The 25,104-nt window shown below is 73.6% G+C and carries 23 protein-coding genes; 17 read left to right on the forward strand and 6 right to left on the reverse strand.

The genetic code is table 11. The annotated features are described in order from the left end of the window. From D5H75_RS20315 to D5H75_RS20325, 3 genes are all read left to right on the forward strand, one after another. Positions 1–789, forward strand: a complete 789-nt coding sequence (locus tag D5H75_RS20315; protein ID WP_277949960.1) for a thiazole synthase — start codon at positions 1–3, stop codon at positions 787–789. 217 nt (positions 790–1,006) lie between these two features. Then, positions 1,007–2,920: a Stk1 family PASTA domain-containing Ser/Thr kinase gene (pknB, locus tag D5H75_RS20320; protein ID WP_119928066.1), complete on the forward strand. Its 1,914-nt coding sequence runs from the start codon at positions 1,007–1,009 to the stop codon at positions 2,918–2,920. A 61-nt stretch (positions 2,921–2,981) separates the two neighbouring features. Continuing rightward, positions 2,982–3,836 (forward strand): deoxyribonuclease IV, encoded by an 855-nt coding sequence (locus D5H75_RS20325; protein WP_119928067.1) that lies wholly within the window; start codon positions 2,982–2,984, stop codon positions 3,834–3,836. Between the two features lie 162 nt (positions 3,837–3,998). Here the strand turns inward: D5H75_RS20325 and aroF are convergent, their stop codons facing one another. Then, positions 3,999–5,057: a 3-deoxy-7-phosphoheptulonate synthase gene (gene aroF / locus D5H75_RS20330; protein WP_119928068.1), complete on the reverse strand. Its 1,059-nt coding sequence runs from the start codon at positions 5,055–5,057 to the stop codon at positions 3,999–4,001. A gap of 315 nt (positions 5,058–5,372) precedes the next feature. Between aroF and D5H75_RS20335 the strand changes: the two genes are divergently transcribed. From D5H75_RS20335 to D5H75_RS20355, 5 genes are all read left to right on the forward strand, one after another. Next, the gene (locus D5H75_RS20335) at positions 5,373–5,981 is read left to right on the forward strand and encodes a molybdopterin-dependent oxidoreductase (protein WP_202638330.1); all 609 of its coding nucleotides are present in this window, start codon (positions 5,373–5,375) and stop codon (positions 5,979–5,981) included. A gap of 118 nt (positions 5,982–6,099) precedes the next feature. Next, on the forward strand, positions 6,100–7,212 hold the full coding sequence (locus D5H75_RS20340; RefSeq protein WP_119928163.1) for a histidine kinase: 1,113 nt from the start codon (positions 6,100–6,102) through the stop codon (positions 7,210–7,212). Positions 7,213–7,274: 62 nt separating this feature from the next. After that, positions 7,275–8,018 (forward strand): LytR/AlgR family response regulator transcription factor, encoded by a 744-nt coding sequence (locus D5H75_RS20345; RefSeq protein WP_119928070.1) that lies wholly within the window; start codon positions 7,275–7,277, stop codon positions 8,016–8,018. Then, complete coding sequence (locus tag D5H75_RS20350; protein ID WP_119928071.1) at positions 8,015–8,359, forward strand: hypothetical protein; 345 nt, start codon at positions 8,015–8,017, stop codon at positions 8,357–8,359. Before D5H75_RS20345 ends, D5H75_RS20350 begins: the two co-directional genes overlap by 4 nt. Continuing rightward, on the forward strand, positions 8,356–10,110 hold the full coding sequence (locus tag D5H75_RS20355; RefSeq protein WP_119928072.1) for a sodium/solute symporter: 1,755 nt from the start codon (positions 8,356–8,358) through the stop codon (positions 10,108–10,110). The genes D5H75_RS20350 and D5H75_RS20355 overlap by 4 nt, the downstream gene beginning before the upstream one ends. Positions 10,111–10,732: 622 nt before the next feature. On the opposite strand, the gene thiI is transcribed toward D5H75_RS20355, so the two are convergent. After that, the gene (gene thiI, locus D5H75_RS20360; protein WP_119928073.1) at positions 10,733–12,025 is read right to left on the reverse strand and encodes a tRNA uracil 4-sulfurtransferase ThiI; all 1,293 of its coding nucleotides are present in this window, start codon (positions 12,023–12,025) and stop codon (positions 10,733–10,735) included. 129 nt (positions 12,026–12,154) lie between these two features. Here thiI and D5H75_RS20365 point away from each other — a divergent pair, with 129 nt between their 5' ends. Continuing rightward, positions 12,155–13,516 (forward strand): CapA family protein, encoded by a 1,362-nt coding sequence (locus D5H75_RS20365; protein WP_119928074.1) that lies wholly within the window; start codon positions 12,155–12,157, stop codon positions 13,514–13,516. A 149-nt stretch (positions 13,517–13,665) separates the two neighbouring features. Here the strand turns inward: D5H75_RS20365 and D5H75_RS20370 are convergent, their stop codons facing one another. Further along, a complete protein-coding gene (locus tag D5H75_RS20370) occupies positions 13,666–14,391 on the reverse strand; it encodes a VOC family protein (RefSeq protein ID WP_119928075.1) in 726 nt (241 codons plus the stop codon). Positions 14,392–14,436: 45 nt separating this feature from the next. Between D5H75_RS20370 and D5H75_RS20375 the strand changes: the two genes are divergently transcribed. After that, a complete protein-coding gene (locus D5H75_RS20375) occupies positions 14,437–15,198 on the forward strand; it encodes a TetR/AcrR family transcriptional regulator (protein ID WP_119928076.1) in 762 nt (253 codons plus the stop codon). 3 nt (positions 15,199–15,201) lie between these two features. Here D5H75_RS20375 and D5H75_RS20380 read toward each other — a convergent pair whose 3' ends face one another. Together D5H75_RS20380 and D5H75_RS20385 are read right to left on the reverse strand one after the other, a co-directional pair. Next, a complete protein-coding gene (locus D5H75_RS20380) occupies positions 15,202–15,723 on the reverse strand; it encodes a hypothetical protein (RefSeq protein ID WP_119928077.1) in 522 nt (173 codons plus the stop codon). A gap of 210 nt (positions 15,724–15,933) precedes the next feature. Next, positions 15,934–16,959, reverse strand: coding sequence for a 6-phosphofructokinase (locus D5H75_RS20385; RefSeq protein ID WP_119928078.1), 1,026 nt, complete (start codon positions 16,957–16,959; stop codon positions 15,934–15,936). Positions 16,960–17,183: 224 nt separating this feature from the next. Between D5H75_RS20385 and glpK the strand changes: the two genes are divergently transcribed. Continuing rightward, positions 17,184–18,662 (forward strand): glycerol kinase GlpK, encoded by a 1,479-nt coding sequence (glpK, locus tag D5H75_RS20390; protein ID WP_119928079.1) that lies wholly within the window; start codon positions 17,184–17,186, stop codon positions 18,660–18,662. A gap of 113 nt (positions 18,663–18,775) precedes the next feature. On the opposite strand, the gene D5H75_RS20395 is transcribed toward glpK, so the two are convergent. After that, positions 18,776–19,522, reverse strand: coding sequence for an IclR family transcriptional regulator (locus D5H75_RS20395; protein WP_119928080.1), 747 nt, complete (start codon positions 19,520–19,522; stop codon positions 18,776–18,778). A gap of 46 nt (positions 19,523–19,568) precedes the next feature. Between D5H75_RS20395 and D5H75_RS20400 the strand changes: the two genes are divergently transcribed. From D5H75_RS20400 to D5H75_RS20425, 6 genes are read left to right on the forward strand one after another with little or no spacing between them, the layout of a single operon-like run. Continuing rightward, the gene (locus D5H75_RS20400) at positions 19,569–21,038 is read left to right on the forward strand and encodes a 2-hydroxymuconic semialdehyde dehydrogenase (protein WP_119928081.1); all 1,470 of its coding nucleotides are present in this window, start codon (positions 19,569–19,571) and stop codon (positions 21,036–21,038) included. Next, a complete protein-coding gene (locus D5H75_RS20405) occupies positions 21,035–21,802 on the forward strand; it encodes a 2-keto-4-pentenoate hydratase (protein WP_119928082.1) in 768 nt (255 codons plus the stop codon). Before D5H75_RS20400 ends, D5H75_RS20405 begins: the two co-directional genes overlap by 4 nt. Continuing rightward, positions 21,799–22,779 (forward strand): acetaldehyde dehydrogenase (acetylating), encoded by a 981-nt coding sequence (locus D5H75_RS20410; RefSeq protein WP_119928083.1) that lies wholly within the window; start codon positions 21,799–21,801, stop codon positions 22,777–22,779. Before D5H75_RS20405 ends, D5H75_RS20410 begins: the two co-directional genes overlap by 4 nt. After that, positions 22,776–23,906, forward strand: a complete 1,131-nt coding sequence (dmpG, locus tag D5H75_RS20415; RefSeq protein ID WP_242454384.1) for a 4-hydroxy-2-oxovalerate aldolase — start codon at positions 22,776–22,778, stop codon at positions 23,904–23,906. The genes D5H75_RS20410 and dmpG overlap by 4 nt, the downstream gene beginning before the upstream one ends. Before the next feature lie 2 nt (positions 23,907–23,908). Further along, positions 23,909–24,640: a 2-keto-4-pentenoate hydratase gene (locus D5H75_RS20420; RefSeq protein WP_119928084.1), complete on the forward strand. Its 732-nt coding sequence runs from the start codon at positions 23,909–23,911 to the stop codon at positions 24,638–24,640. Next, positions 24,637–25,104, forward strand: a complete 468-nt coding sequence (locus tag D5H75_RS20425; RefSeq protein ID WP_119928085.1) for a RidA family protein — start codon at positions 24,637–24,639, stop codon at positions 25,102–25,104. The genes D5H75_RS20420 and D5H75_RS20425 overlap by 4 nt, the downstream gene beginning before the upstream one ends.

Here is a 25,104-nt window from a genome sequence, read left to right on the forward strand (position 1 = left end):
GTGGACGACCTCAACGGCGCCGGGGGCCTCCCCGGCGCGGACGAGCTGGTCATCGCCGGGGAGAGGTTCGGCTCCCGGCTCATCATGGGCACCGGCGGGGCCCCCAGCCTCGACGTGCTCGACCGGGCGCTCGCCGAGTCCCGCACCGAGCTGACCACCGTCGCGATGCGGCGGCTGGACCCGGAGGCCCCCGGCTCCGTGCTCGACCTGCTGCGCAGGCGCGGCATCAAGGTGCTCCCGAACACCGCGGGCTGCTACACCGCGGGAGAGGCGCTGCTCACGGCCCGGCTGGCGCGCGAGGCGCTGGAGACGCCGTGGGTGAAGCTGGAGGTCATCGCCGACGAGCGCACGCTGCTGCCCGACCCCGTGGAGACGCTGGACGCGGCCGAGAAGCTGGTCGCGGACGGCTTCGTGGTCCTGCCGTACATCGGCGACGACCCGATCCTGGCCCGCCGCATGGAGCAGGCCGGGTGCGCGGCGGTCATGCCGCTCGGCGCCCCCATCGGCTCCGGCCTGGGCATCCGCAACCCGCACAACATCGAGCTCATCGTCGAGTCGGCGGGCGTGCCCGTCATCCTCGACGCCGGGCTCGGCACCGCCAGCGACGCCGCCCTGGCGATGGAGCTCGGCTGCGACGCCGTGCTCCTCGCCTCCGCCGTCACCCGCGCCCAGAACCCCGCCCTGATGGCCGCCGCCATGCGCGACGCGGTCGTCGCCGGGCGCGCCGCCCGCCTGGCCGGCCGCATCCCGAGGCTGCGCCACGCCCAGGCCTCGTCCCCGTCCCGCTGACCCGCCCGCCCCCTTCTCCTCCGGGCGCGGGCCGCCCCGCCGTACGGCCCCCGCGGGCCCCCGCCGGGCCGTACGGCCGCCGCCGCGCGGCGCCCGGGAGAAGGGGGCGGACGGCCGGGGCCGGGACCTGCCCGGATCCCCTGCGGCATCGGGGATGTCACCCGCGCGTCCGCCGTCAGACCTGTCCAACTTGCACCGGACCCGTAAACTCACACTCGTGGACACGACGCTTGCGGACCCCCTCGTCGGGCAGACCCTCGACGGGCGCTATCGCGTTGAGTCCCGGATCGCCCGGGGCGGGATGGCGACCGTCTACCTTGGCACCGACACGCGTCTGGAGCGCACGGTCGCCCTGAAGGTCATGCACTCGACCCTGGCCCAGGACCCCGACTTCGTCCGCCGGTTCATCGGCGAGGCCAAGTCGGTCGCGAAGCTCTCGCACCCCAACGTGGTCTCGGTCTACGACCAGGGCGCGCACGACGGGGTGGCCTACCTGGCCATGGAATACGTCGCCGGGCGCACCCTGCGCGACCTGCTCCGCGAGCGCGGGCGGCTCGGCCCCCGCGAGGCGCTGGAGATCACGATCCCGGTGCTCGCGGCGCTCGGCGCCGCGCACCAGGCGGGGCTGATCCACCGCGACGTGAAGCCCGAGAACGTCCTGCTCACCGACGACGGCCGGGTGAAGGTCGTGGACTTCGGGCTCGCGCGGGCCGTGGAGTCCACCAACCAGACCCGCACCGGCGTGCTCATCGGCACCATCGCCTACCTGTCGCCCGAGCAGGTCACCACCGGCCACGCCGACGCCCGCAGCGACGTCTACGCCGCCGGGATCATGCTCTTCGAGCTGCTCACCGGGCACCAGCCGTACAACGGCGAGACGCCGATGTCGGTGGCCTACCGGCACGTGCACGACACGGTGTCGCCCCCGTCCAGCCTCGTCCCCGGGGTGCCCCCGGCGCTCGACGGGCTGGTGTGCGCGGCGACCGACCGCGACCCGGACCGCCGCCCCGCGGACGCCTCCGCGATGCTCGTGGCCGCCGTCTCGCTGCACAAGTCGATGCCCGAGGACGACCCCTCGCTGCTCTCGGTCGCGGCCGCGACGCCGCGCGCGCAGCCGACCGTCCCGCCGTCCCCCGCCGGTCAGACCACGGTCCTGAACCGCGGCGACACCACCGTCTTCTCCGGTCCCCCGGCCGCGCCGCCCGCCCCGCGCGGGTTCCTCGGCGGCCCCAAGCGCTGGCTGCTGGTCACGCTGGCCCTCGTCCTCGTCGCCGGGGTCGGGTTCTCCGGCTGGTGGTTCACCAGCGGGCGCTACGTCTACGTCCCCGACCTCGTCGGCCAGGACGTCGACGCGGCCGCCGCCGAGGCGCGCGGGCAGGGCTTCACGGTCGTCATCGGCAACGCCGTGCACGACCTGAAGGTGAAGTCCGGCCGCGTGCTGCGCATGGACCCCCAGCCGCAGGCCAGGGTGCTGCACGACGCCAAGATCACGCTGATCCCGTCCGCCGGGCCGCGCAAGATCGAGGTGCCCAAGCTGGAGGGGCTGACCCAGGACCAGGCCCGCGAGGCCCTGGCCAAGGCCGGGCTCAAGCTCGACGACGTCAGGAACCAGGGCAGCAACACCGTCCCGCGCGGCCAGGTCATCTCCAGCAGGCCCGCCGCGGGCACGCGGCTCAACGAGGGCGGCAAGGTCGACATCACCGTCAGCCAGGGCCCGCTGATGCCCGACCTGATGGGGATGATGCGCGACCAGGTCGAGCAGTGGCTCCGGGAGCGCGGGTTTCAGAACATCGTGATCGTGGAGCAGCAGGACGACGCCCCTCCCGGCCAGGTGATCGCGCAGGACCCGCCCGCGTGGCGGCCCGTCGCGTTCACCGATCCCGTCCAGCTCACCGTGTCCAAGGGCAACGGCGGCTTCCCGTGGCCGTGGCTGCGCGGCGACAAGGACAAGGACAAGGACCTCGTGGACGTGCCGGACACCCGGTTCAAGAACGTCTCCGACGCCCGCTCCGACCTCCAGGCCGCCGGCTTCAAGGTGAAGGTGAAGTCCCTGGTCGGCGGGAACCTGGTCAAGATGCAGAGCCCGCTGGGCAAGGCCCCGCGCGGCTCCCAGATCACGCTCTGGAGCTGACCCTCCCGGCCCCGGCCGATGGCCGGGAGCACGCGCCGGGGTCGCCTAAGCTGGGGCCACCATGACTTCCCCGACTTCGCCCATCGGCGGGCACGTGCTGATCTCCGGCGGTCTCGCGACCGGCGGGCTGAAATACGGCGCGGAGATCGGCGCCGAGACGATCCAGGTCTTCGTCACCAACCCGCGCGGCTGGGCGCTGCCCGCCGGCAAGCCCGACGAGGACGCCAGGATGCGCGCGGCGGCCGAGGAGCTGCCGGTCTTCGTGCACGCCAACTACCTCGTGAACTTCGGCTCCCCCAGCGAGGGGACCGTGGAGAACTCCGTGGCGACCGTGCGCCACACGCTCCGGCGCGCCGCCGCGATCGGGGCGCGCGGCGTCGTCGTGCACACGGGCTCGGCCGTGAGCCAGTCCTACGACGACGCGATGAAGCAGGTCCGCGAGAACCTCCTGCCGCTGCTGGACGAGATCCCCGAGGACGGGCCCGACCTGCTGCTGGAGCCGATGGCCGGGCAGGGCAGGATGCTCTGCGCGACCGTGCAGGACCTCGGCCCCTACCTCGACGCGCTCGACCGGCACCCGCGCGCCGGCGTCTGCCTCGACACCTGCCACGCGTTCGCGGCCGGGCACGACCTGGCCGCCGAGAACGGCGTGCGGGACACCCTCGACGCGCTCGTGGCGACCGTGGGCGAGGGCCGGCTGAAGTTCGTGCACGCCAACGACTCCAAGGACGTCTGCGGCGCCGCCAAGGACCGGCACGAGAACATCGGCAAGGGCCACATCGGCGAGCGCCCGTTCGCGGAGCTGATGCGCCACCCGGCGATGGCCGGCGTGCCCGTCTGCATCGAGACCCCCGGCCCCGCCGAGAAGCACCGCGAGGACATCGAGACCCTCAAGCGCCTCCGCGACGGCTCCTGACCCGATCCCGTACGGCCTGAGCCCGCCGTACGGCCTGAGCCCGCCGTACGGCCTGAGCCCGCCGTACGGCGTGGACGCCCGCGCGGCCGGGGCACGGCGCGCTCGTGGCGGGAGCCGCGCCCCGGGATCCCGGGCCTTCGTGGGGAGTGGGCGAAGGCCGGATCAGCCGACCAGGGCGGGGGCCTCCCCGGCGAGGTCCGGGCCGAGCGTGAGGGCGCGGCCCATCGCCTCGGGGAAGGTGCGCATGACGCGGGCCAGCTCGGTCAGGTCGCCGTCCACGAGGGCCTGCGGGCCGTCGCACAGCGCCTTCTCCGGCTGCGGGTGCACGTCGATGATCACGCCGTCGGCGCCGACCGCGATCGCCGCGCGGGTGAGCGGGAGCACCAGGTCGCGCCGCCCGCCCGAGTGCGACGGGTCGATGATCACCGGCAGGTGCGACAGCCGCTGCGCCACCGGGACGGCCGACACGTCGAGGGTGTTGCGGGTCGCCTTCTCGAACGTGCGGATGCCGCGCTCGCACAGCACGATGTCGAGGTTGCCGCGCTGGGCGACGTACTCGGCCGCCATCAGCCACTCCTCGATCGTGGCGGTCATGCCCCGCTTGAGCATGACCGGCCTGCCCGCCGCGCCGACCGCCTGGAGCAGCGCGAAGTTCTGCATGTTGCGCGTGCCCACCTGGAGCATGTCGGCGTAGGAGGCGACCAGCTCCACGTCGTGCGCGTCCACGACCTCGGTGACGATGGGCAGCCCGGTCTCCGCCCGCACGTCCGCGAGGATGCGCAGACCGGCCTCGCCGAGCCCCTGGAAGGCGTACGGCGAGGTGCGCGGCTTGTAGGCCCCGCCGCGCAGCAGCGTCGCGCCCGCCGCCTTGGCCATCTGGGCCGCGGCGAGGGTCTGCTCGGGCGTCTCGACCGCGCACGGCCCGGCGATCAGCGTCACCGAGTCCGGGCCGATCGGCACGCCGCCGACCCGCACGGTCGAGCGCGCGGGGTGGTTCTCGCGGCTGACCAGCTTGTACGGGACCGAGATGCGGACGACGTCCAGGACGCCGGCCATGCCGCGCAGGTTCAGCGCCTCGAACTGGTCGAGGTCTCCGACGAGGCCGACGATCGTGCGGTTCACGCCGCGGCTGACGAACGCCTCGCCGCCCGCGGTCGTCACGAGCCCGACGACCTCGTCGAGATCTCTCTGGGTGGCGTCGGGCGCCATCACGATGACCATGTGCTCACTCCCCTGGTTGTCCGGTCACGCCTGGAACCGCGGCGGAGACCGGTCCGGAAAACGACGAAGACCCCGGGTCGGTGGTCCGACCCGGGGTCTTCGATCGATGCCTGTCAGCGCAGCGTCTGATGGGCGACCGTCCGATCCTCGGGCCGGTAGCCATAGCTAAACCAGTACGCAGTACGCATAGGTGGAGAGCGTACCGCATGCGCCGGGAGCCCTGGACGGGTGGGCGGATCCACGCGCCCCGGGAGGCGGTGGCAGTATGAGGCTTCGATGGAGCCCGCACGGGCGACAGGACCGACGGGGAGCGTGATGAGCACGGAGGAACCGGAGAACCGTCTTCCGCCGGGGCAGTACGTCCCGCGGGGACGCCCGGTGATCCATTACGGCCGGGTGCCGAGGTTCCGGGAGGAGACCTGGGACCTGCGGATCACGGGGGCCACGGCCTCCGGGAAGGAGCACCGCTTCACCTGGCCGGAGTTCCGCGAGCTGCCGGCCAAGACCGTGCTCGCGGACTTCCACTGCGTCACGAAGTTCTCGATCATGGGCAACCTGTGGACGGGGATCCACCCCTCCACGATCATGCGGATCGCCCCGCCCGCCCCCGGCGTACGCCATGTGCTGATCTACGCCGAGTACGGCTACAGCGCGAACCTGCGCATGAGCGACTTCGAGGCCGAGGACACCCTCTTCGCCCTGGAGCTGGACGAGAAGCCGCTCAGCCTGGAGCGCGGCCACCCGGTCCGCCTCGTGGTGCCCCACCTGTACGCGTGGAAGAGCGTGAAGTGGGTCCGCGGCGTGGAGTACCTCACCGAGGACCGCCGCGGCTTCTGGGAGGAACGCGGCTACCACAACATCGCCGACCCCTGGAAGGAACAGCGTTACTCCTATCAGGAGCTCCCGGGAGAGGGCCCGGCGTAGCCGCGAGCGGCCGCCGGCGACCGGTCCTCTCGCCGGGAGCGCCGTTCGGCGGTTCCGGGATGAGTTCGGCGGAACGAACACGGGCCATGACAGCCGGTGAGGATGTACGGTGGCGGCCATGTTTTCTCGGCGGCACCGGGTGGCGACGGGCGTCGAGGAGGCGACCTTCGCCACCCTCCACATCGCGGGGCAGGCGGCGCCCTCCTTACGTGCCGGACTCACGCGTGACAGCGCCCGCAAGGCCGGGCGGCACCTGCGCGCCCTGCTCGGCGCGCGCGCGGTGGCGATCACCTCGGACGAGCGCCTGCTGGCGTGGGACGGGATGGGGGCGGCGCACGGCGAGCAGGCGATGGACCACGTCCGCGCCGCCCTGACGTCCGGCCGCACCCACGCGATCAAGGACCTGACCTGCGACGACGAGTCCTGCCCGATCCGGGCGGCCGTGGTCGCGCCGCTGTTCGTGGACGAGCGCGTCGTCGGCGCCCTCGCGGCGTACGGCGAGCACGCCTCCCCCGTCGTCGTGCGCACGGCGGGCGAGGTGGCCGGCTGGGTGTCGGGACAGCTCGAACTGGCCGAGCTGGACGCCTCCCGGGCCCGCGCCCTGGAGGCCGAGATGCGGGCCCTGCGCGCGCAGATCTCGCCGCACTTCGTCTACAACTGCCTGACGGCGATCGCGTCGTTCGTGCGCACGGACCCCGAGCGGGCCCGCGCGCTGCTACTCGACTTCGCCGACTTCGCCCGGTACTCCCTGCGGCGGGTGCGCGACTTCACCACGCTGGCCGACGAGCTGGGCTGCGTGGACCGGTACCTCCTGCTGGAGCGCGCCAGGTTCGGCGACCGGCTCCAGTTCACCGTGCAGGTCGCGCCCGAGGTGCTGCCGGTGGCCGTGCCGTTCCTGTGCGTGCAGCCGCTCGTGGAGAACGCGATCCGGCACGGCATCGAGGGCGACGGCTCGGGCCACGTCACGATCATCGCCAAGGACGCCGGGCCCGAGGTGCACATCCAGGTCGAGGACGACGGCGTGGGCATGGACCCCGAACGGCTGAGCGCGGCGCTGACGGCCGGGACCGGGGGGATCGGCCTGGCCAACGTGGACGAGCGGCTGCGCCAGGTCTACGGGCCGGACTTCGGGCTGGCCGTGGACAGCGCCCCGGGGCGCGGGACGAAGGTCCGGCTGCGAATCCCCAAATTCCGGGCAGGCGTCCTCCCCGGTGTCACCCTCGGCGGTTGAGCGGGCACTGACTGTTGCCGAATCGCTTGCGTGACAGGGCGTCTGACCGGCAACTTTGACTCATGCTGCGTGTCCTCGCCGTTGACGACGAGGTTCCGGCGCTGGAGGAGATCGCCTACCTCCTGCGCCAGGACTCCCGAATCGAGCACGTCGCGACGGCCTCGGACGCGGTCGCCGCGCTCCAGGACATCGTGCAGATCCACGCCGTGGGCGAGCGGCTCGACGGGGTCTTCCTCGACATCCGCATGCCCGGCCTGGACGGCATCGACCTGGCCCGGCTGCTGGCGGGGTTCCCCACCCCGCCCCGGGTCGTGTTCGTGACCGCCCACGACGCCGCCGCCGTGCAGGCGTTCGAGCTGGAGGCCGTGGACTACCTCCTCAAGCCGGTACGCCCGGAGCGCCTGGCCGAGGCCGTACGCCGCCTGGACGGGTCGGTGCAGAAGCGGGGGGAGGAACGCGAGGACGTGATCCCGGTGGAGCTGGCCGGGCGCACCCGGTTCGTCTCCCAGGTGTCGGTGCTGTACGCCGAGGCCAAGGGCGACTACGTCCGCCTGCACACGGCCGAGGGCGGCTACCTGGTGCGGATGTCGCTGGCGGCGCTCGCGCGGCGCTGGGGCGACGCGGGCTTCATCCGCATCCACCGCAGCACGCTCGTCGCCACCCGCCACATCAGTGAGCTGCGCTTCGACGAGGGCCGCGCGTGGGTCCAGGTGGGCGGCGAGACGCTGCCCGTGAGCCGCCGCCACACCCGCGAGGTGCGCGAGCTGCTCGTCCGGCAGTACCGCCCCGACAAGCGCAAATCGTGAAACGCGGCCTCGTCGGCGCCCCCCGCCGCCGGCGCTCCCAGGTGCGCGTCAGGGAGGCCGACGAGGAGCTCGACCGCGCCGTGCGCGCCGTCGTCCGCGCCCAGCTCCGCCTCGCGCTGACCACCTGCGGCCTGGTGGCCGCCGTGCTCGTGCTCCTCACCGCGACGTTCGCCCTGGTCCCGGCCGTCCGGGCCGCGGACGTGCTCGGCGTGCCCCTCCCCTGGGTCGTGCTGACCATCGTGGTGCACCCCCTCTGGTTCGCGCTCGCCTGGACGCATGTGCGGCGGTGCGAGCGGCTCGAACGACGTCTTCCCACCCTGCGATCGAACGGACCCCCATGACGCTCGTGCTCGCCGCCACCCTGGCCGGAATCGTCCTCGTCCTGGCCGGATCGGCGGTGGCCGGCACCGTGCGGCCGCGCCGGTTCGGCGGAGCGTCGGAGTTCTACGTCGCGGGGCGCGCGGTGACCCCGTGGTCCAACGCGGCGGCGATCGGGTCGGAGTACGTCTCCGCGGCGGCCTTCCTGGGGCTGGCCGGGCTGGTCGTCGCCTACGGCGCGGACATGCTGTGGTACCCGATCGGCGCCGCCGCCGGGTACGTCGTGCTGATCGCCCTGGTCACCGCCCCGCTGCGGCGGTCGGGGACGTACACCCTGTCGAACTTCGCCGAGTGGCGGCTCGGGTCGTTCCCGGTGCGGCGGCTGGTCACGTTCTTCGTGGTCTTCGTCGGGCTGGTCTACCTGCTGCCGCAGATCCACGGCGCGGGCCTGACGCTGCGGCTGCTCGTCGGGGCGCCGCTGTGGGTGGGCTGGGTGCTCGTGTGCGCGGTCGTGCTGGTGGTCTCGGTCGCCGGGGGCATGCGCAGCATCACGCGGGTGCAGGCGCTCCAGTTCTGGCTGAAGCTGGGCGCGCTGGTGTTCTGCGCGCTCGTGCTCTTCTTCGTCTGGCGGGCGGACGGGTCGCCGCTGCCGGCCGCCGGGAACGTCCCGGTGTTCCCCAAGGCCACCGAGGTCGTGCTGGACACGCGGACGGAGGTCGGCGTCGCCCAGCGGGTCGAGGTGAACGTGGTCGGCACCCTCGACGGGCAGTACTACGGCGGCTCCTCGGTCACGCTCACCCCCGGCGACCACGTCTTCGCCGCCGGGACGCGCGTCATGTTCGCCGCGGGCGCCGCCGTGCCGCACATCAAGGGGGACGACCCCGAGCCCGGGGAGCTGTGGGCCACGCCGTACAGCGGGGCGCGCGACGACTCGTGGTTCGACACGATCTCGGTGCTGGTCGCGGCCGTGCTGGGCACGATGGGGCTGCCGCACGTGCTCGTGCGCTTCTACACGAACACCGACGGCGCGGCGGCCCGCCGTACCGTGGTCATCGTCCTGGGGTTCGTGGGGCTGTTCTACCTCCTGCCGCCGCTGTACGGCGTGCTGGGGCGGCTCTACGCGCCCGAGGTGCTGATGACGGGCCGGACCGACGAGACGATGCTGCTGCTGCCCGTACGGATGATCGAGGGGCCGCTGGGGGAGGTCCTGGCGGGCGTCCTGGCGGCGGGGGCCTTCGCGGCGTTCCTGGCGACGTCCTCGGGGATCGTGGTGGCGCTCGCCGGGACCCTGTCGACGTACCTGCTGGGCGGGGGCGTGGCGAGCTTCCGTACGGCGGCCGCGGGCGTGCTGGCGGTGGCGCTGGGGCTGGCGGCGGTCGTGGACCCGGTGGGCTCGCCGCTGCTGGTCATGCTGGTGTTCGCGGTGTCGGCCGCCACGTTGTGCCCGCTGCTGGTGCTGGGCATCTGGTGGCGGCGGCTCTCGACGGCGGGCGTGGCGGCCGGGCTGGTCAGCGGCGGCGGGCTGAGCGTGGCGGCGGTGATCCTGGGCTGGCTGGACCCGCCGTGGCTCCAGGGGCGGTGGACCTCGCTGATGCAGCACCCGGCGCTGATCACCGTGCCCGTGGCGTTCGCGGTGATGGTCGGGGTCTCGCTGCTGACGCCCGGCCGGGTGCCGCCCGGCGTGGGGCGGATGATGGCGCTGCTGCACGTGCCCGAGGGGCGTGCGACTTACCCGAGCGACCGTTCGTCGCGCGAAGACGACCGTTCGCCGTGACGGGCGGCTCCGTATACCGCGAACTACGGACCGTTCATCGCGTGAATCGGATTCTCTGTATCCATCCTGTGATCACTCCCCGTAATGTTGCGGACGTCGGAAGCTACACCGCGTAAACGGGGGGAACGAGCCGGCTGGCTTGTGGCTCACGGTCGCCAGGGGGGTTGGCGGACGTGGCCCGGATACGCGGGTCGTGGGCGATCGCGGCCGTGAACGCCGTCACTCGCGAAGGTGCCGCGAGCGTGGCGGCGGGAGCCGCTTGATCGCCTGGCCGTCGGGCCCCTGACCGGGGGGGTGGGGCTCGGCGGCCCCCGACGTGGAGGGGTGTCCGCTGCCGCGGAGGCCAAGGGGGGCCGATCCGGGCATGTCTGTCAGGTCCGGATCGCAGGCGGACACCCCTCACGTCCGTGGGCCCGGCTGACCGGGGGTGTGTGCGAGGGGTGTGTGCGAAACGCGCGCACCCCTTTCGCCATTCCGGGACGACCCCGTTCCGGACTCTCCTCGTTCCGGGACTCCCTGTGCCGGGACTTCCCCGTCCGGGACTTCCCGTCCCGGGAAAGGGAACGGGCCCGCGCCGTACGCCCGGGGAGGGGACGGCGGGGCCCGCGGAGGCGCCGGGCGGTCAGGCCCGGGTGGCCGGCTCCGAGGTCGCCGGGGCGGCCTGGCCGGAAGCCTGGTCCGTGGTCTGGTCGAGGCGGTATTCCTGGAGGTTGTCGGCGAGGCGGACGGCGACCTCCTCGGCGTCGAGGCGCTTCTCCATCTTGCGCAGGTCCTCGATCTTGGCCTTGGTCTCGGCGCGGCGCGGCGCGAGGAGGCTGCAGCAGTCCTCGTCGGGCAGCTCGGAGATCGCCAGCGTGCGGATGCGGCGGGCCTCGGCCATGATCTCGGTCTTGTCCATGCCGATCAGCGGGCGCAGCACCGGGATGTCCACCGCGTCGTCCTGGGCGGTGATGTTGGTCAGCGTCTGCGACGCCACCTGGCCCAGCGAGTCGCCGGTGATCAGTGCGCCGGCGCCGAGGCGGCGGGCGACCTCCTCGCCGGTCTTGAGCATGATGCGGCGCTGCGCCATCACCTGCAGGCGATCCTCGCCGGAGGACTTGATCTGCTGCTGCGTCTTGCCGAACGGCACCACGAACAGGCGCGAGCCGCCCTGGAACCGGTCGAGCTCGCGGACGAGTCCGTACGCCTTGTAGATCGACTCGGCGGTGGTGAACGGGATGCCGGAGAAGTGCAGGAAGTCCACCTTGAGGCCGCGGCGCATCATGCGGTAGGCGGCGACCGGCGAGTCGATGCCGCCGGACATGAGCACGAGGGCCCGGCCGCTCATGCCGACCGGCAGGCCGCCCTGGCCGGGGATGCCGTCGGTGAAGACGAAGACCTCGCTCTGGTCCACCTCGACGTGGACGGTCAGCTCGGGGTCCTTCAGCCGCACGGGCAGGCCGTAGGTGTCGTGGATGGTGCCGCCGACCAGCCGGTCCAGCTCCATGGACGTCAGCGGGAACCGCTTGTCACGGCGGCGGGACCGCACGGCGAACGTCGCCCCGCGGGCCACCTCGGGCCGCCCGGCGACCAGCTCGACGGCGGCGGCGACGACGGCCTCCGGCTCCTTGGCGACCCGCCAGGCGCGGTGCACCCACACCAGGCCCATCACGTCGGCGGCGCGCTCGGCGACCTGGTCGGCCTGCTCCACGGTCGAGCCGTCGGGCAGCCGCAGCACGATCACGCCCGAGCGCTGCTTGATCTCGACCTTGAAGTCCAGGCCCCTCATCGCGGCGCGGATGTTGTTCTGGAGCCGGCGCTCGAAGATCTCGCGGTTCTTGCCCTTGAGCACGACCTCGCCGAGCTTGAGCAGCACGCAGGGCTCGCCCAGGACGCTCCTGGGGGCGGTCTCGACGGCCGCTGTCTCGATGGACATGGTGCTTCCTCCGGGCGCTGGGGGTGGACCTTCTCAATTTAGTGGACTCCACGACCTCAGGTTTCCGGGCGATTCTCACAAGGAACGACAAAGACGACGATTCCTCGGGGGCTGACCCTCGGAGAAGCCATGCCCGCCCAGGGTTCGCCGGCACGCGCGTGCGCCCTCATGCTCGCCGCCTCGCTCGTGCTCGCCGCGCCCGCGTTCGCCCGCCCGGCCCGTGGGTCCCCCATCCCCAACGCCTCCTCCTCCCGATCCGATTCCGCGCTCCCCGGTCCCGCGCTCCCCGGTCCCGGCCTCGCCGGTTCCGCGCTTCCCGGTCCCGGCCTCGCCGGTTCCGCGCTCCCCGGTTCCGGGCGTCCTTCGTCCGCCGGCCGGGCCCCGGGCCTGCCCGCCGCGGCGTGCGCGGTCTTCGGCCCCCTGGCGTACGGCGGGTGCCCCGGCCCGCGGATGTGCCCGGCGCACGGCGGATGCGCGGCGGAGGGGCCGCCCCGGCCCGCGCGGACCGCCGCGCCGCGGGAGTTCACGGTGGTGGCCACCGGCGACGTGCTGGTCCACGGCACCGTCGCCGAGCAGGCCCGCCGCGACGCCGGCGGCCGGGGGCGGGACTTCCGCCCGATGTTCGCCGCGATCCGTCCCCTCGTCGAGCGCGCCGACCTGGCCGTCTGCCACCTGGAGACCCCCGTGGCGCCGCTGGGCGGGCCGTACCGGGGGTACCCGCTGTTCAGCGTCCCGCCGCAGGTGGTCCGGGCCCTCGCCGACACCGGTTACGACACCTGCTCCACCGCCTCCAACCACACGCTGGACCAGGGCGAGGCGGGCGTCCGCCGTACCCTCGCGGCCCTGGACCGGGCGGGGCTGCGGCACGCGGGCTCGGCCCGGTCCCGCGCCGAGGCGGCCGCCCCCACGATCCTCGACGTGCGCGGGGCCCGGGTGGCGCACCTGTCCTTCACCTACGGCTTCAACGGCATCCCCCGGCCGCCCGGCAAGAAGTGGATCGCGAACCTCCTCACGGCGGACGCCGTGCTGGGAGCGGCCCGCCGTGCCCGCGAGGCGGGGGCCGAGGTGGTGATCGCCAGCCTCCACTGGGGCGAGGAGTACCGGCACCGGCCGAGCCCCTCCCAGGTCCGCCTGGCCCGCGAGATCCTCCGCGGCGACGAGGTGGACCTCATCATCGGCCACCACGCCCACGTGGTGCAGCCCTTCGACCGCGTCCACGGCAACTGGGTCGCCTACGGCCTCGGCAACCTCCTCGCCAACCAGGGCGCCGACGCCGGCCCCAAACACGAGAGCGCCCTCGCCCACTTCACCTTCGAGCGGAGAGCCGGCGCGTGGCGAGTGACGAAAGCCCAGTTCACCCCCCTCCTCATAAGAACCACCCCCCGAATCCGAATCCACCCCGACCCCCCGGGCCACCCCTCCCACCGCACCACCCGCATCATCCGCAGCCAAGGAGAACCCGTCCCCCGAACCCCCACCCCCGACTTCTGATCCGGTGAGAACAAGCGCTGAGAAACCCACCACCGCCCACTTCACGAAAATTCACGCCATTCGTTCTTCCATGCCCGGTACGCCCAGGGGCCAGGGCGACATCGGCGAGCGAAGCGGGCCGTGGTGAGGCGGGGGCGGGGTGGGTGGGGTCAGGGGGTGGGGGGTGGGGGGTTGAGGTCGGTGGTCAGTTCGGCGGCGGTGGCGAGTTCCTTGGCCAGGGCGCGGCGGTCGGCGGGGGTCAGGTCGAGGGACTCGGCCTCGGACAGGAGGGCGGCGGCGGTGGTGTGGTCGCCGGTGCGGAAGCGGAGTTCGGCGAGGTAGACGAGGGCGGGGAGGCGCTGGGCCGCGGGGGCGTCGGCGTGGCGGGCCAGGCCGGTCTCCAGCATGCGGATGCCGGCGTGCTCGTCGCCGTGGGAGTCGGCCTGGCGGGCGGCGGCGGCCACCACGCGCGCCAGGCGGCCCTCCTCGGGGCTCGGCTCGTCGGCGTCCTCCTTGTAGCGGCTGATCCGCACCCAGTTGCCGCCCGGGTCCACCACCATGAACCCGCCCGCCGTGCCCTGCATGCGCCGGGGGCGGGTCATGCGCGGGATCCCGGACACCGGGATCTTGCCGTACGCCGCCCGCAGCCCGGCCGCGAACGACGCGTGCAGCGCCTCCGTGTCCGGGACGAGCACGATCACGTTGCCCAGGGACTGGGTGGGGTCGAACTCCGGGAGGCCGAAGAAGTGCAGTTCGATGCCCTCGCGGACGACCGCGGCGTAGGGGTTGGGGCGTTCCTGGCGGTAGGTGACGTCGAAGCCGAGCGCCATGTAGAACGGCAGGACGTCGTCGAGGTGGCGGCAGGGCAGGCACGGTATGACGGTCTCGCTGCGCATGAAAACATCGTACGGTGTTCGGAGTATTTTGGCGGAGGATTCTGGATGGAATACGCGGGACGGGGCGACCCCGCACGCACTATGGCGCTGCTGTGGGACGGGCTGCCCGCCCCCCGGCGCGGCCCGCGGCAGCGGCTGGAGCTGAGCCGCGTCGTGGACGCCGCCATCGCCCAGGCCGACCGCGCCGGTCCGGCGGCCCTGTCGATGCGGGCGCTGGCCCAGGAGCTCGGCGTCGGCACCGCGTCGTTGTACACGTACGTGCCGGGCAAGGCCGAGCTGCTGGAGCTCATGGTGGAGCGCGTCGCGGGGACGCTGCCGCCGCCCGACGCCTCGCGCGGCTGGCGGGCCGGGCTGCGTGAGGTGGCCGCAGGGGACCTGGCGGCGTACCGCGCCCATCCCTGGCTGCTGCAGGTGTCCACGTCCCGGACCGTGTTCGGCCCGAACGTCCTGGCCCGGTACGAGGCCACGCTGGCGCTGCTCGACGGGCACGGGCTGGCCCCCGCCCACATCGTCGGCTGCGTCGCCGCCGTGGAGTCCTACACCCGGGGCGCGGCGTCGGCGGTCGTCGAGGCCGAGCGGGCCCCCGACGCGACCGGGAGCAGCGACGAGGAGTGGTGGGAGGGGCGGGTGCCGTTCCTGGAAGAGCGGATGGACGGGCGTTACCCGCTGTTCGCCGCGCTGGAGGAGGCGGGGGCGTTCGCCGTGTCGGACACGGCGCTGCCGTACACGGTGCAGCGGGCGCTGGACCGCTTCGACTTCGGCCTCGACCTGGTCCTCGACGCCGTCGCCGCGCGCATGACGTCCTGAGGGTCAGTCGCTCTCGATGACCGGGACCTCGGGGGCGAAGGTCGCCACGGCCACCTCGAGGCGGTGGCGGTCCAGGCGCCACCCGCTGACGGGCCGGCTGGCGTTGACGATGTCGGCGGGGACGTCGGGGGCGAGGCGGGTGGCCACGCGGACGCCCCGGGGCTTGGGCAGCGGGGGCAGGCCGTCGGCGCGCCAGAGGCCGATCCGGGAGAAGCGGGGTCCCACCGGGAGCTCGTTCTGCCAGAGGACGATGGCGTGGATCTCCGGCCAGGGGACGGCGGCCGTGCGGGGGCGGAGGGTGGAGCTGCCCAGCGTGACCCCGGTGGCGTCGACGCGGAGGGCGACGCGGCGGGTGGCCATCGCGACGAGCAGCGGGGCGCCGGGGATCGCCAGCAGCAGCAGGACGGCGATCCCGAGCGCGAGGGTGACCGCGAAGGTCACCAGCAGGAACAGCGCGGCCACGAGCGCCAGCGTGACCACGGCGGGCCGGGTGAACCGGTAGTGCTCCTCATAGGCACCTGACACGCCCCGGGGGTTTCCCCGCTTCGGCCGATTCATGCCGCTCCGGCGCCACCGGGTTTCCCGAGTTCCCGAACCCGGCGCCCCGCCCCCGCCGTACGGCCGCCGACCGTCCCCGCCGTACTGTCCGGCGGCGGAGACGCGCGGCAGGCCGTACGGCGTGATCGCCCGCCCCGGCGGACGCGGCGGAACGGGCGATCCGCGAGGCCGGCGGGGTCAGCCGAAGAAGACCTCGGCCTCCTCGTAGCGCTCGTAGGGGACGGTCTTGAGCTCGGCGGTGGCCTCGGCGAGGCCGACCCTGACGATGTCGGTGCCGCGGAGGGCGACCATCGTGCCGAAGTCGCCGTCGTGGGCGGCGTCGATGGCGTGCAGGCCGAACCGGGTGGCGAGCACGCGGTCGAAGGCGGTCGGGGTGCCGCCGCGCTGGATGTGGCCGAGGACGGTGAAGCGGGCCTCCTTGCCGGTGCGCCGCTCGACCTCGTCGGCGAGGCGCTGGCCGATGCCGCCCAGGCGGACGTGCCCGAAGGCGTCGCGGCCCTGGTCCTGCACCTCCATCTGGCCCTCCAGCGGGTGGGCGCCCTCGGCGACGACCACGATGGGGGCGTAGCGGGTCTCGAAGCGCTTCTCGATGTAGTGGACGACCCTGTCGATGTCGAACGGCTTCTCCGGGATGAGGATGCAGTTGGCGCCCGCGGCCATCCCGGCGTGCAGGGCGATCCAGCCGGCGTGGCGGCCCATCACCTCGACGATCAGCGTGCGGTGGTGGGACTCGGCCGTGGTGTGGAGGCGGTCGATGGCCTCCATGGCGATGTTGACGGCCGTGTCGAAGCCGAAGGTGTAGTCGGTGGCGTTGAGGTCGTTGTCGATCGTCTTGGGCACGCCGACCACCGAGACGCCCTCGTCGTACAGCCGGCGGGCGACGCCGAGGGTGTCCTCGCCGCCGATCGCGATGAGCGCGTCCACGCCCTCCTTGCGGAGGTTCTCCTTGATGCGCTCGACCCCGTCGTCCAGCTTGAGCGGGTTCGTCCGGGAGGAGCCGAGGATGGTGCCGCCGCGCGGGAGGATGCCGCGCACGGCGGCGACGTCGAGCTGCTGCGTGTCGCACTCCAGGGGCCCGCGCCAGCCGTCGCGGAATCCGACGAACTCGTGCCCGTATTCGCCCACCCCCTTCCGGACGACCGCCCGGATGACGGCGTTGAGACCGGGGCAGTCGCCGCCCCCCGTGAGCACTCCGATTCGCATGGCGCGTTCCCTCCACCTGATTGGCGCGACGGGCCAGACTGGTAACCGCTCGCCTCGATTCTGCCCAAGCGCCGAGCCATTGGTCTAGACCATCTGGAAAGTGTCCCCGCGTGAATGCGCGGGCCGAATCGCGGTGCGTGATCATCCGTGGGAAACGAGGCAGAATTTCCGGTTAACTGCGGAAAAATCAGTCAATAGATGCTTTTCGGGAAAGGAGTGCGGGGATGGGCGTACTGGCGATCGACGCCGGGACGACGGGCGTCACCGCCCTGGTCGTGACCGAGGACGGGCGGGTCGCCTCGCGGGGCTATCGCGAGTTCCCCCAGCACTTCCCGAGGCCGGGCTGGGTCGAGCACGTCCCCGAGGAGATCTGGCAGGCCACCCTCGCGGCGTGCCGCCACGCCCTCGACGGGACGGCGGAGACCCCCACGGCGGTCGGCATCACCAACCAGCGCGAGACCGCCGTCCTGTGGGACCGCCGCACCCTCGCCGCGCCCCGCCCGGCGATCGTCTGGCAGGACCGCCGCACGTCCGGCGTCTGCGACCGGCTGCGCGAGGCGGGCGCCGAGGAGCGCGTGTCCGAGGTGACCGGCCTCCGCCTCGACCCCTACTTCACCGGGACCAAGCTCACCTGGCTCGCCGAGAACGACGAGCGCGCCTGGGAGGGCGTGCGCCAGGGGCGGGTGGTCGCCGGGACCGTGGACGCCTACCTGGTCGCGCGGCTCACCGGCGGCGCCCGCCACGTCACCGACGCGACCAACGCCTCCCGCACGCTGCTGTTCGACCTGGCGCGGGGCGAGTGGTCGGCGGAGATGTGCGAGCTGTTCGGCGTCCCCGCCGGGGCGCTGCCCGAGGTCGTGCCGTCGTACGGCGAGGTCGGCCGCACCGACCCGGACGCGTTCCTCGGCCTGGACCTGCCCATCGCGGGGATCGCCGGGGACCAGCAGGCGGCGCTGTTCGGCCAGACCTGCTTCTCCCCCGGCGACGTCAAGTGCACGTACGGCACGGGCTCGTTCGTCCTCATCAACACCGGCCCCAAGCTGGTCCGGTCGAACGCCGGGCTGCTCACGACCGTCGCGTGGCAGACCCCGTCGGGCGAGCTGACGTACGCGCTGGAGGGCTCGATCTTCGTCACCGGCGCCGCGCTCCAGTGGCTGCGCGACGGCCTCGGCATCATCGACGCCGCGCCCGCGTCCCAGGCGATCGCCTCCTCGGTCCCCGACACGGGCGGCGTCGTCTTCGTCCCCGCGCTGACCGGGCTGGGCGCGCCGCACTGGGACCCCGACGCCCGAGGCACGATCCTCGGCATCACCCGCGGCACGACCTACGCCCACCTGGTCCGCGCCGCGCTGGAGGCCATCGCGTTCGAGGTCCGCGACGTGGTCGAGGTGATGACCGGGGAGGCCGGGCTCGCGGTGCCCGCGCTCAAGGCCGACGGCGGCGCCTCCGCCAACGACCTCCTCATGGCGATGCAGGCCGACCAGCTCGGCGTCCCCGTGGACCGGCCGGTCGTGCAGGAGACCACCGCCCTGGGCGCCGCCTTCCTGGCCGGCCTCGGCACCGGCCTGTGGACCAGCCCGGACGACCTCCGCCAGACCTGGACCCTGGACCGCCGCTTCGAGCCGGGCCCCCCGGACCCGAAGGCGTACCCCCGGTGGCGCGAGGCGGTCACGAGGGCCCGGGGCTGGGCCAGGCTCACCTGACCCGGCCGGACCCCGCTCACGCCGTACGGCGGGCGAGGCCCCGCTCACGCGATACGGCCTGCGGCGGCTCGCTCACGCCGTACGGCGGCGCGGTGTTCCGCCGGGCGGAACGATCACGGGCGGGGGCGGGTCAGGGATCGGGACAGCCCGAGGGCCGCGGTCTTGACCGCGGGGGCCAGCCGCGCCGGGGTGAAGCGGGACGTGGGGACGGCCACCGACAGCGCGGCCACCGCCAGGCCGCTGACCAGGACCGGCGCGGCGATGCAGCTCACGCCGGGCTGGGCCTCCTCCTGGTCGTAGGCCAGGCCGGAGGCCTGGATCTGCCCGATGACCTCGGCGAACCGCCGGGGGTCGGTGATCGAGTGGGGGGACAGGCGGCGCAGCGGGCGGGACAGCACCTCGTCCATGACCTCCTGCGGGGAGAAGGCGAGCAGGGCCTTGCCGACGCCCGTGGCGGACAGCGGGAGGCGGCCGCCGATCCGGGACGGGAGGTCGATGGCCGTGTGGGCCCGGATCTTCTCGACGTAGACCACGTCGAGCCCGTCGCGGACGCCCAGGTGGATGGTCTCGTGGGTGGCCTCGAACAGGTCGTGCATGTGGGGCAGGGCCGTCTCGCGCAGGTCACGCTGCACCGGCACCATCGAGCCCAGCTCGAAGAGCTTGCGGCCCAGGTGGAAGCCGTCCTCGCCGCGCTCGATGACGCCGGCCTCGACGAGTTCGCCGGTCAGCCGGTGCACGGTGGTCTTCGGCAGGCCGGAGCGGCGCACCAGGTCCGTCAGGCGGCAGGGCCCGCCGGTCGGGCGGAAGGCCTCGACCACGAGCCACGCCTTGCCGATGACCGAGATCTCGTTCCGTGACATGGAACGGATTTTGCCGGTTGAGAGCGCTCACGGCTATACCGGCCATATGCCAGATCTTCCCCATTTCATCGGCGGCGAGTTCGTGGCGGCCGGGCCGACGTTCGCCAACCACGATCCGCTGACCGGGCTCAGGACCGGCGGGGTCCACGAGGCCGATGCCGGGACCGTGGACCGCGCGGTCGAGGCCGCCCGCCGGGCCGCCCCCGGATGGGCCCGGACGCCCGCCGCCGAGCGCGCGGGCCTGCTGCGGCGCGTCGCCGACGAGCTGGAGCGCCGCTTCGACGACCTGGTCGCGGCCGAGGTCGGGGACACCGGCAAGCCCGTGTCCCAGGCCCGCGAGCTGGACGTCCCGCGCGGGGCCGCCAACTTCCGCACGTTCGCCGAACTGGCGGCCAACCAGCCGGGGCAGGTCTTCGAGACCGTGACCGCCGCGGGCGAGCGCGCGCTGAACTACACGCTGCGCAAGCCCCTCGGCGTCGTCGCGATCATCGTGCCGTGGAACCTGCCGTTCCTCCTCGCCACCTGGAAGATCGCGCCCGCGCTGGCCTGCGGAAACACCGTGATCGTCAAGCCGTCGGAGGAGACGCCCTCCTCGGTCACGCTGCTCGCCGAGATCATGCGGGACGTCGGCCTGCCCGACGGCGTGTTCAACGTGGTCCACGGCTTCGGCCCGGGCTCCGCCGGCCAGTACCTCACCGAGCACCCCGGCGTGGACGCGATCACCTTCACCGGCGAGAGCCGTACCGGGACCGCGATCATGCGGAGCGCGGCGCGGCGGGTGAAGCCGGTGAGCTTCGAGCTGGGCGGCAAGAACGCCGGGCTGGTCTTCGCCGACGCGGACCTGGACCAGGCGGTGGAGGGCGCGGTCCGCTCGGTGTTCACCAACGGCGGCCAGGTCTGCCTGTGCACCGAGCGGCTGTACGTCGAGCGTCCGGTCTTCGAGGAGTTCGCCGCGCGGCTGGCCGAGCGCGCCGCCGCCCTGCCGTACGCCCGGGCGGGCGAGACGGACCGGAAGGGCGTCACGATGATGCCGATGATCTCGGCGGGCCATCGGGACAAGGTGCTCTCCTACTACGAGCTGGCCCGGAGCGAGGGCGCGACGACGCTGGCCGGCGGCGGGGTCCCGGAGTTCGGCGACGAGCGCGACGGCGGGTACTTCGTCGAGCCGACCGTCTTCACCGGCCTGCCGCCGGCCGCCCGGCTCAACCGCGAGGAGGTCTTCGGCCCCGTCTGCCACATCGCCCCCTTCGACACCGAAGAGGAGGCCGTACGGCTGGCCAACGACAGCGAGTACGGCCTGGCCGCGACCGTCTGGACCTCGAACCTGGACCGGGCCCACCGGGTCGGGGCGTCGCTGGAGGCCGGGATCGTCTGGGTGAATTGCTGGTTCCTGCGCGACCTGCGCACGCCGTTCGGCGGGGTCAAGCTGTCCGGGATCGGGCGCGAGGGCGGCGAGCACTCCCTCGCCTTCTACTCCGAGCCCACCACCGTCTGCGTCAAGCTGGGAGACTCATGAGCATCGAGAAGGCCGCCGCGCGGCTGCGCGAGGCCGCCGGGACGCGCACCCCGTGCGCCCCGGTCCGCGACCTGATCGGCACGGTCGAGGAGGCGTACGCCGTCCAGCGGGTCGCCGTCGAGCACGGGGTCGCCGAGGGCCGCCGCCTGGTCGGCCACAAGATCGGGCTGACGAACCCGGCGGTGCAGGCGCAGCTCGGGGTGGACACGCCGGACTTCGGCGCGCTCTTCGCCGACATGGCGTACGCCGACGGCGCGCCGATCCCGACCGGCGCGCTGCTGCAGCCGCGCGCGGAGGCCGAGGTGGCGCTCGTGCTGGGCCGGGACCTGCCGGACGGGCCGTGCACGGTCGCGGACGTCATCCGGGCGGCGGACTTCGCGCTCCCGGCGATCGAGATCGTGGACAGCCGCGTCGAGAACTGGGACATCACCCTGGTGGACACGGTGGCCGACAACGCCTCCAGCGGCCTGTTCGTGCTGGGCAACCGGCCGGTGCGGCTGGAGGACGTGGACCTGGGGCTGGCCGGGATGGTCATGACGCGCAACGGCCGGGAGGCGTCGGTCGGCGCGGGCGTCGCGTGCCTGGGGCACCCGCTGAACGCCGCGCTGTGGCTGGCCAACACGATGGCGGCGGCGGGCGAGCCGCTGCGCGAGGGGGAGATCCTGCTCACCGGCGCGCTCGGCCCGGTGGTCCCGGTCGAGGCGGGCGACGTCTTCGAGGCGCGCGTCGCCGGGCTCGGCTCGGTGCGGGCGGTGTTCGCGTGACCGCCCCGGTCTCCGCCGGGCGGGCGGGCGCGGGCCGTGCCGGATCCGCCGGGAGGACCAGGGTCGCGGTGATCGGGTCGGGGAACATCGGCACCGACCTGATGTTCAAGATCAAGCTGTCGAAGACGCTGGAGATCGTCGCGATGGCGGGCGTGGACCCGGCCTCGGACGGGCTCGCGCGGGCCCGGCGGATGGGCGTGGCGACGACCGCCGAGGGCGTGGAGGGCCTGGTCGCGCTGCCGGAGTTCGCCGGGGTGGAGATCGTCTTCGACGCGACGTCGGCCGCCGCGCACGGGCGCAACGCCGAGGTGCTCGCCGCGCACGGGCGGCGGGTCGTGGACCTGACCCCGGCGGCGGCCGGGCCGTACGTCGTGCCGCCGGTGAACCTGGACGCGCACCTCGACGCCCCGGACGTGAACATGGTGACCTGCGGCGGGCAGGCGACGATCCCGATCGTGGCCGCGGTCGCCCGGGTCACGCCGGTGCACTACGCCGAGATCGTGGCGTCGATCGCCTCGCGGTCGGCCGGCCCGGGCACGCGCGCCAACATCGACGAGTTCACCGAGACCACGGCGCGCGCGATCGAGCGGGTCGGCGGCGCGCGGGAGGGCAAGGCGATCATCGTCCTCAACCCCGCCGAGCCCCCGCTGATCATGCGGGACACGGTGTACTGCCTGGTCGGCGAGGCGGACCGGGAGGCCATCGCGGCGTCGGTGGCCGAGATGGTCGCGGCGGTCCAGGCGTACGTGCCCGGATACCGCCTCAAGCAGGACGTGCAGTTCACCCGGCTGGCGCCCGGCGAGCCCGTGCCCGGCTCCGGGGACGGCGTGCCGGAGGCGGCCTGGCAGGTCAGCGTGTTCCTGGAGGTGGAGGGGGCGGCCCACTACCTGCCCGCGTACGCCGGGAACCTCGACATCATGACCTCGGCCGCCCTGCGCACGGCCGAGCGCATCGCCGAGAGGATGAGCGCCCGATGAACGAGACGAGCGGGCCGGGCCGGGCGACCGGGACGAGCGGGACGAGCGGGACGACCCGGGAGGGTGACGCCAGCCGGGCGGGCGCGGGGGCCCCGGGGCGGATGTACGTCCAGGACGTGACGCTCCGGGACGGCATGCACGCCATCCGCCACCGGTACACCGTCGAGCAGGCGCGGGAGATCGCGCGTGCGCTGGACGCCGCCGGGGTGGACGCGATCGAGGTCGCGCACGGCGACGGCCTGGCCGGGTCCAGCTTCAACTACGGCGCCGGGGCCCACACCGACTGGGAGTGGATCGAGGCCGTGGCGGACGCCGTACGGCGGGCCAGGCTGACGACGCTGCTGCTGCCCGGCATCGGCACCGTCAAGGACCTGCGGCGCGCGTACGACCTCGGGGTGCGGTCGGTCCGGGTGGCCACGCACTGCACGGAGGCGGACATCTCCGCGCAGCACATCGCGGCCGCGCGGGAGCTGGGCATGGACGTGGCCGGGTTCCTGATGATGTCCCACATGGCCCCGCCGGACGAGCTGGCGCGGCAGGCGAGGCTGATGGAGTCGTACGGCGCGCACTGCGTGTACGTCACGGACTCCGGCGGCGCGCTGACCATGGACGGCGTGCGGGAGCGGTTCGCGGCGTTCCGCGAGGCGCTGGACCCGGCGACGCAGACGGGCATCCACGCGCACCACAACCTCGGGCTGGGCGTCGCGAACTCCGTGGTGGCCGTCGAGGGCGGCGCGACCCGGGTGGACGCGTCGCTGGCCGGGATGGGCGCGGGCGCGGGGAACTGCCCGATCGAGGTGTTCATCGCGGTCGCCGACCGGATGGGCTGGGAGCACGGCTGCGACCTGTTCGCGCTGACGGACGCGGCCGACGACCTGATCAGGCCGCTCCAGGACCGGCCGGTGCGGGTGGACAGGGAGACGCTGACGCTCGGGTACGCCGGGGTCTACTCCAGCTTCCTGCGGCACGCCGAGGCCGCCGCCGAGCGGTACGGGCTGGACACGCGCGAGATCCTCGTGGAGGTGGGCCGCCGCCGGATGGTGGGCGGCCAGGAGGACATGATCGTCGATGTGGCGCTGGACCTGCTGAAGGCCCGGGAGACCGCCGGCGACGGAGCGGGAAGGTGAGCATGATCGACCCGGTGGAGCTGGCCGCGCGGCTGGACGAGGCCGCCCGGACGCCGAAGGCGGTGCCGCAGCCGGAGCAGGCGTTCGACGTGTCCACGGCGTACGCCGCGCAGCGGGAGCTGCTGGCGCTGCGGCAGGCGCGCGGGGAGCGCCTGGCGGGGGTGAAGATGGGCTTCACCAGCCGGGCGAAGATGGCGCAGATGGGCGTGTCCGACCTGATCTGGGGGCGGCTGACCGACGCGATGCGGGTGCCCGACGGCGGGACGATCGACCTGTCGGCCTACGTGCATCCGCGGGTGGAGCCCGAGGTGGCCTTCCTGCTCGGCGAGGGCGGGTCCGTCGAGGCGGTGGCCCCGGCGCTGGAGATCATCGACTCGCGCTACGAGGACTTCCGGTTCTCGCTGGAGAGCGTGATCGCCGACAACGCCTCGTCGTCCGGGTTCGTGCTCGGCCCGTGGTCGCCGGTCCCCGAGGGGCTGGAGAACCTGGGCGTGGTCATGAGCTTCGACGGCGTCCCGGTCCAGGTCGGGTCCACGGCCGCGATCCTCGGGGACCCGCGCCGCGCCCTGGCCGGCGCCGTACGGCTGACGCGGGACGCGGGCCTGGCGCTGGAGCCGGGCTGGGTCGTGCTCGCGGGCGCGGCGACGGCGGCCGAGGCGCTGCGCCCCGGCGTCCACGTGCGCGCCGAGGTCGCCCGCCTCGGCGCGGTCGAGTTCAGCGTGGAGGCGTCGTGAGCACGGCCCCCGGCGGCGGCCGTACGGGATCGGACCGGGGGCTGCTCGTGGCGGGCAAGGCCGTGCCCCGGGGCCGGTTCCCGCACGTGCGGCGGGCCGGCGACTTCCTGTTCGTGTCCGGGACGAGCTCGCGGCGGCCGGACAACTCCTTCGAGGGCGTCGAGGTGGACGAGCTGGGCACCACGCGGCTCGACATCCGGGCGCAGACGCGCGCGGTGATCCGCAACATCGACGACATCCTGCGCGCGGCCGGGTCCTCGCTGGCCGACGTCGTGGAGATCACCGCGTTCCTCGTCGACATGAACGACTTCGGCGGCTACAACGAGGTCTACGCCGAGTTCTTCGACGAGGACGGCCCGGCGCGGACCACCGTGGCCGTCCACCAACTCCCCCACCCGCACCTGCGCGTGGAGATCAAGGCCATCGCCCACGCACCGGCGGACCGACCCCCCTTGGAGGCCTGA

The sequence above is a fragment of the Bailinhaonella thermotolerans genome (assembly GCF_003594875.1).
Classification (GTDB): Bacteria; Actinomycetota; Actinomycetes; order Streptosporangiales; family Streptosporangiaceae; genus Bailinhaonella; species Bailinhaonella thermotolerans.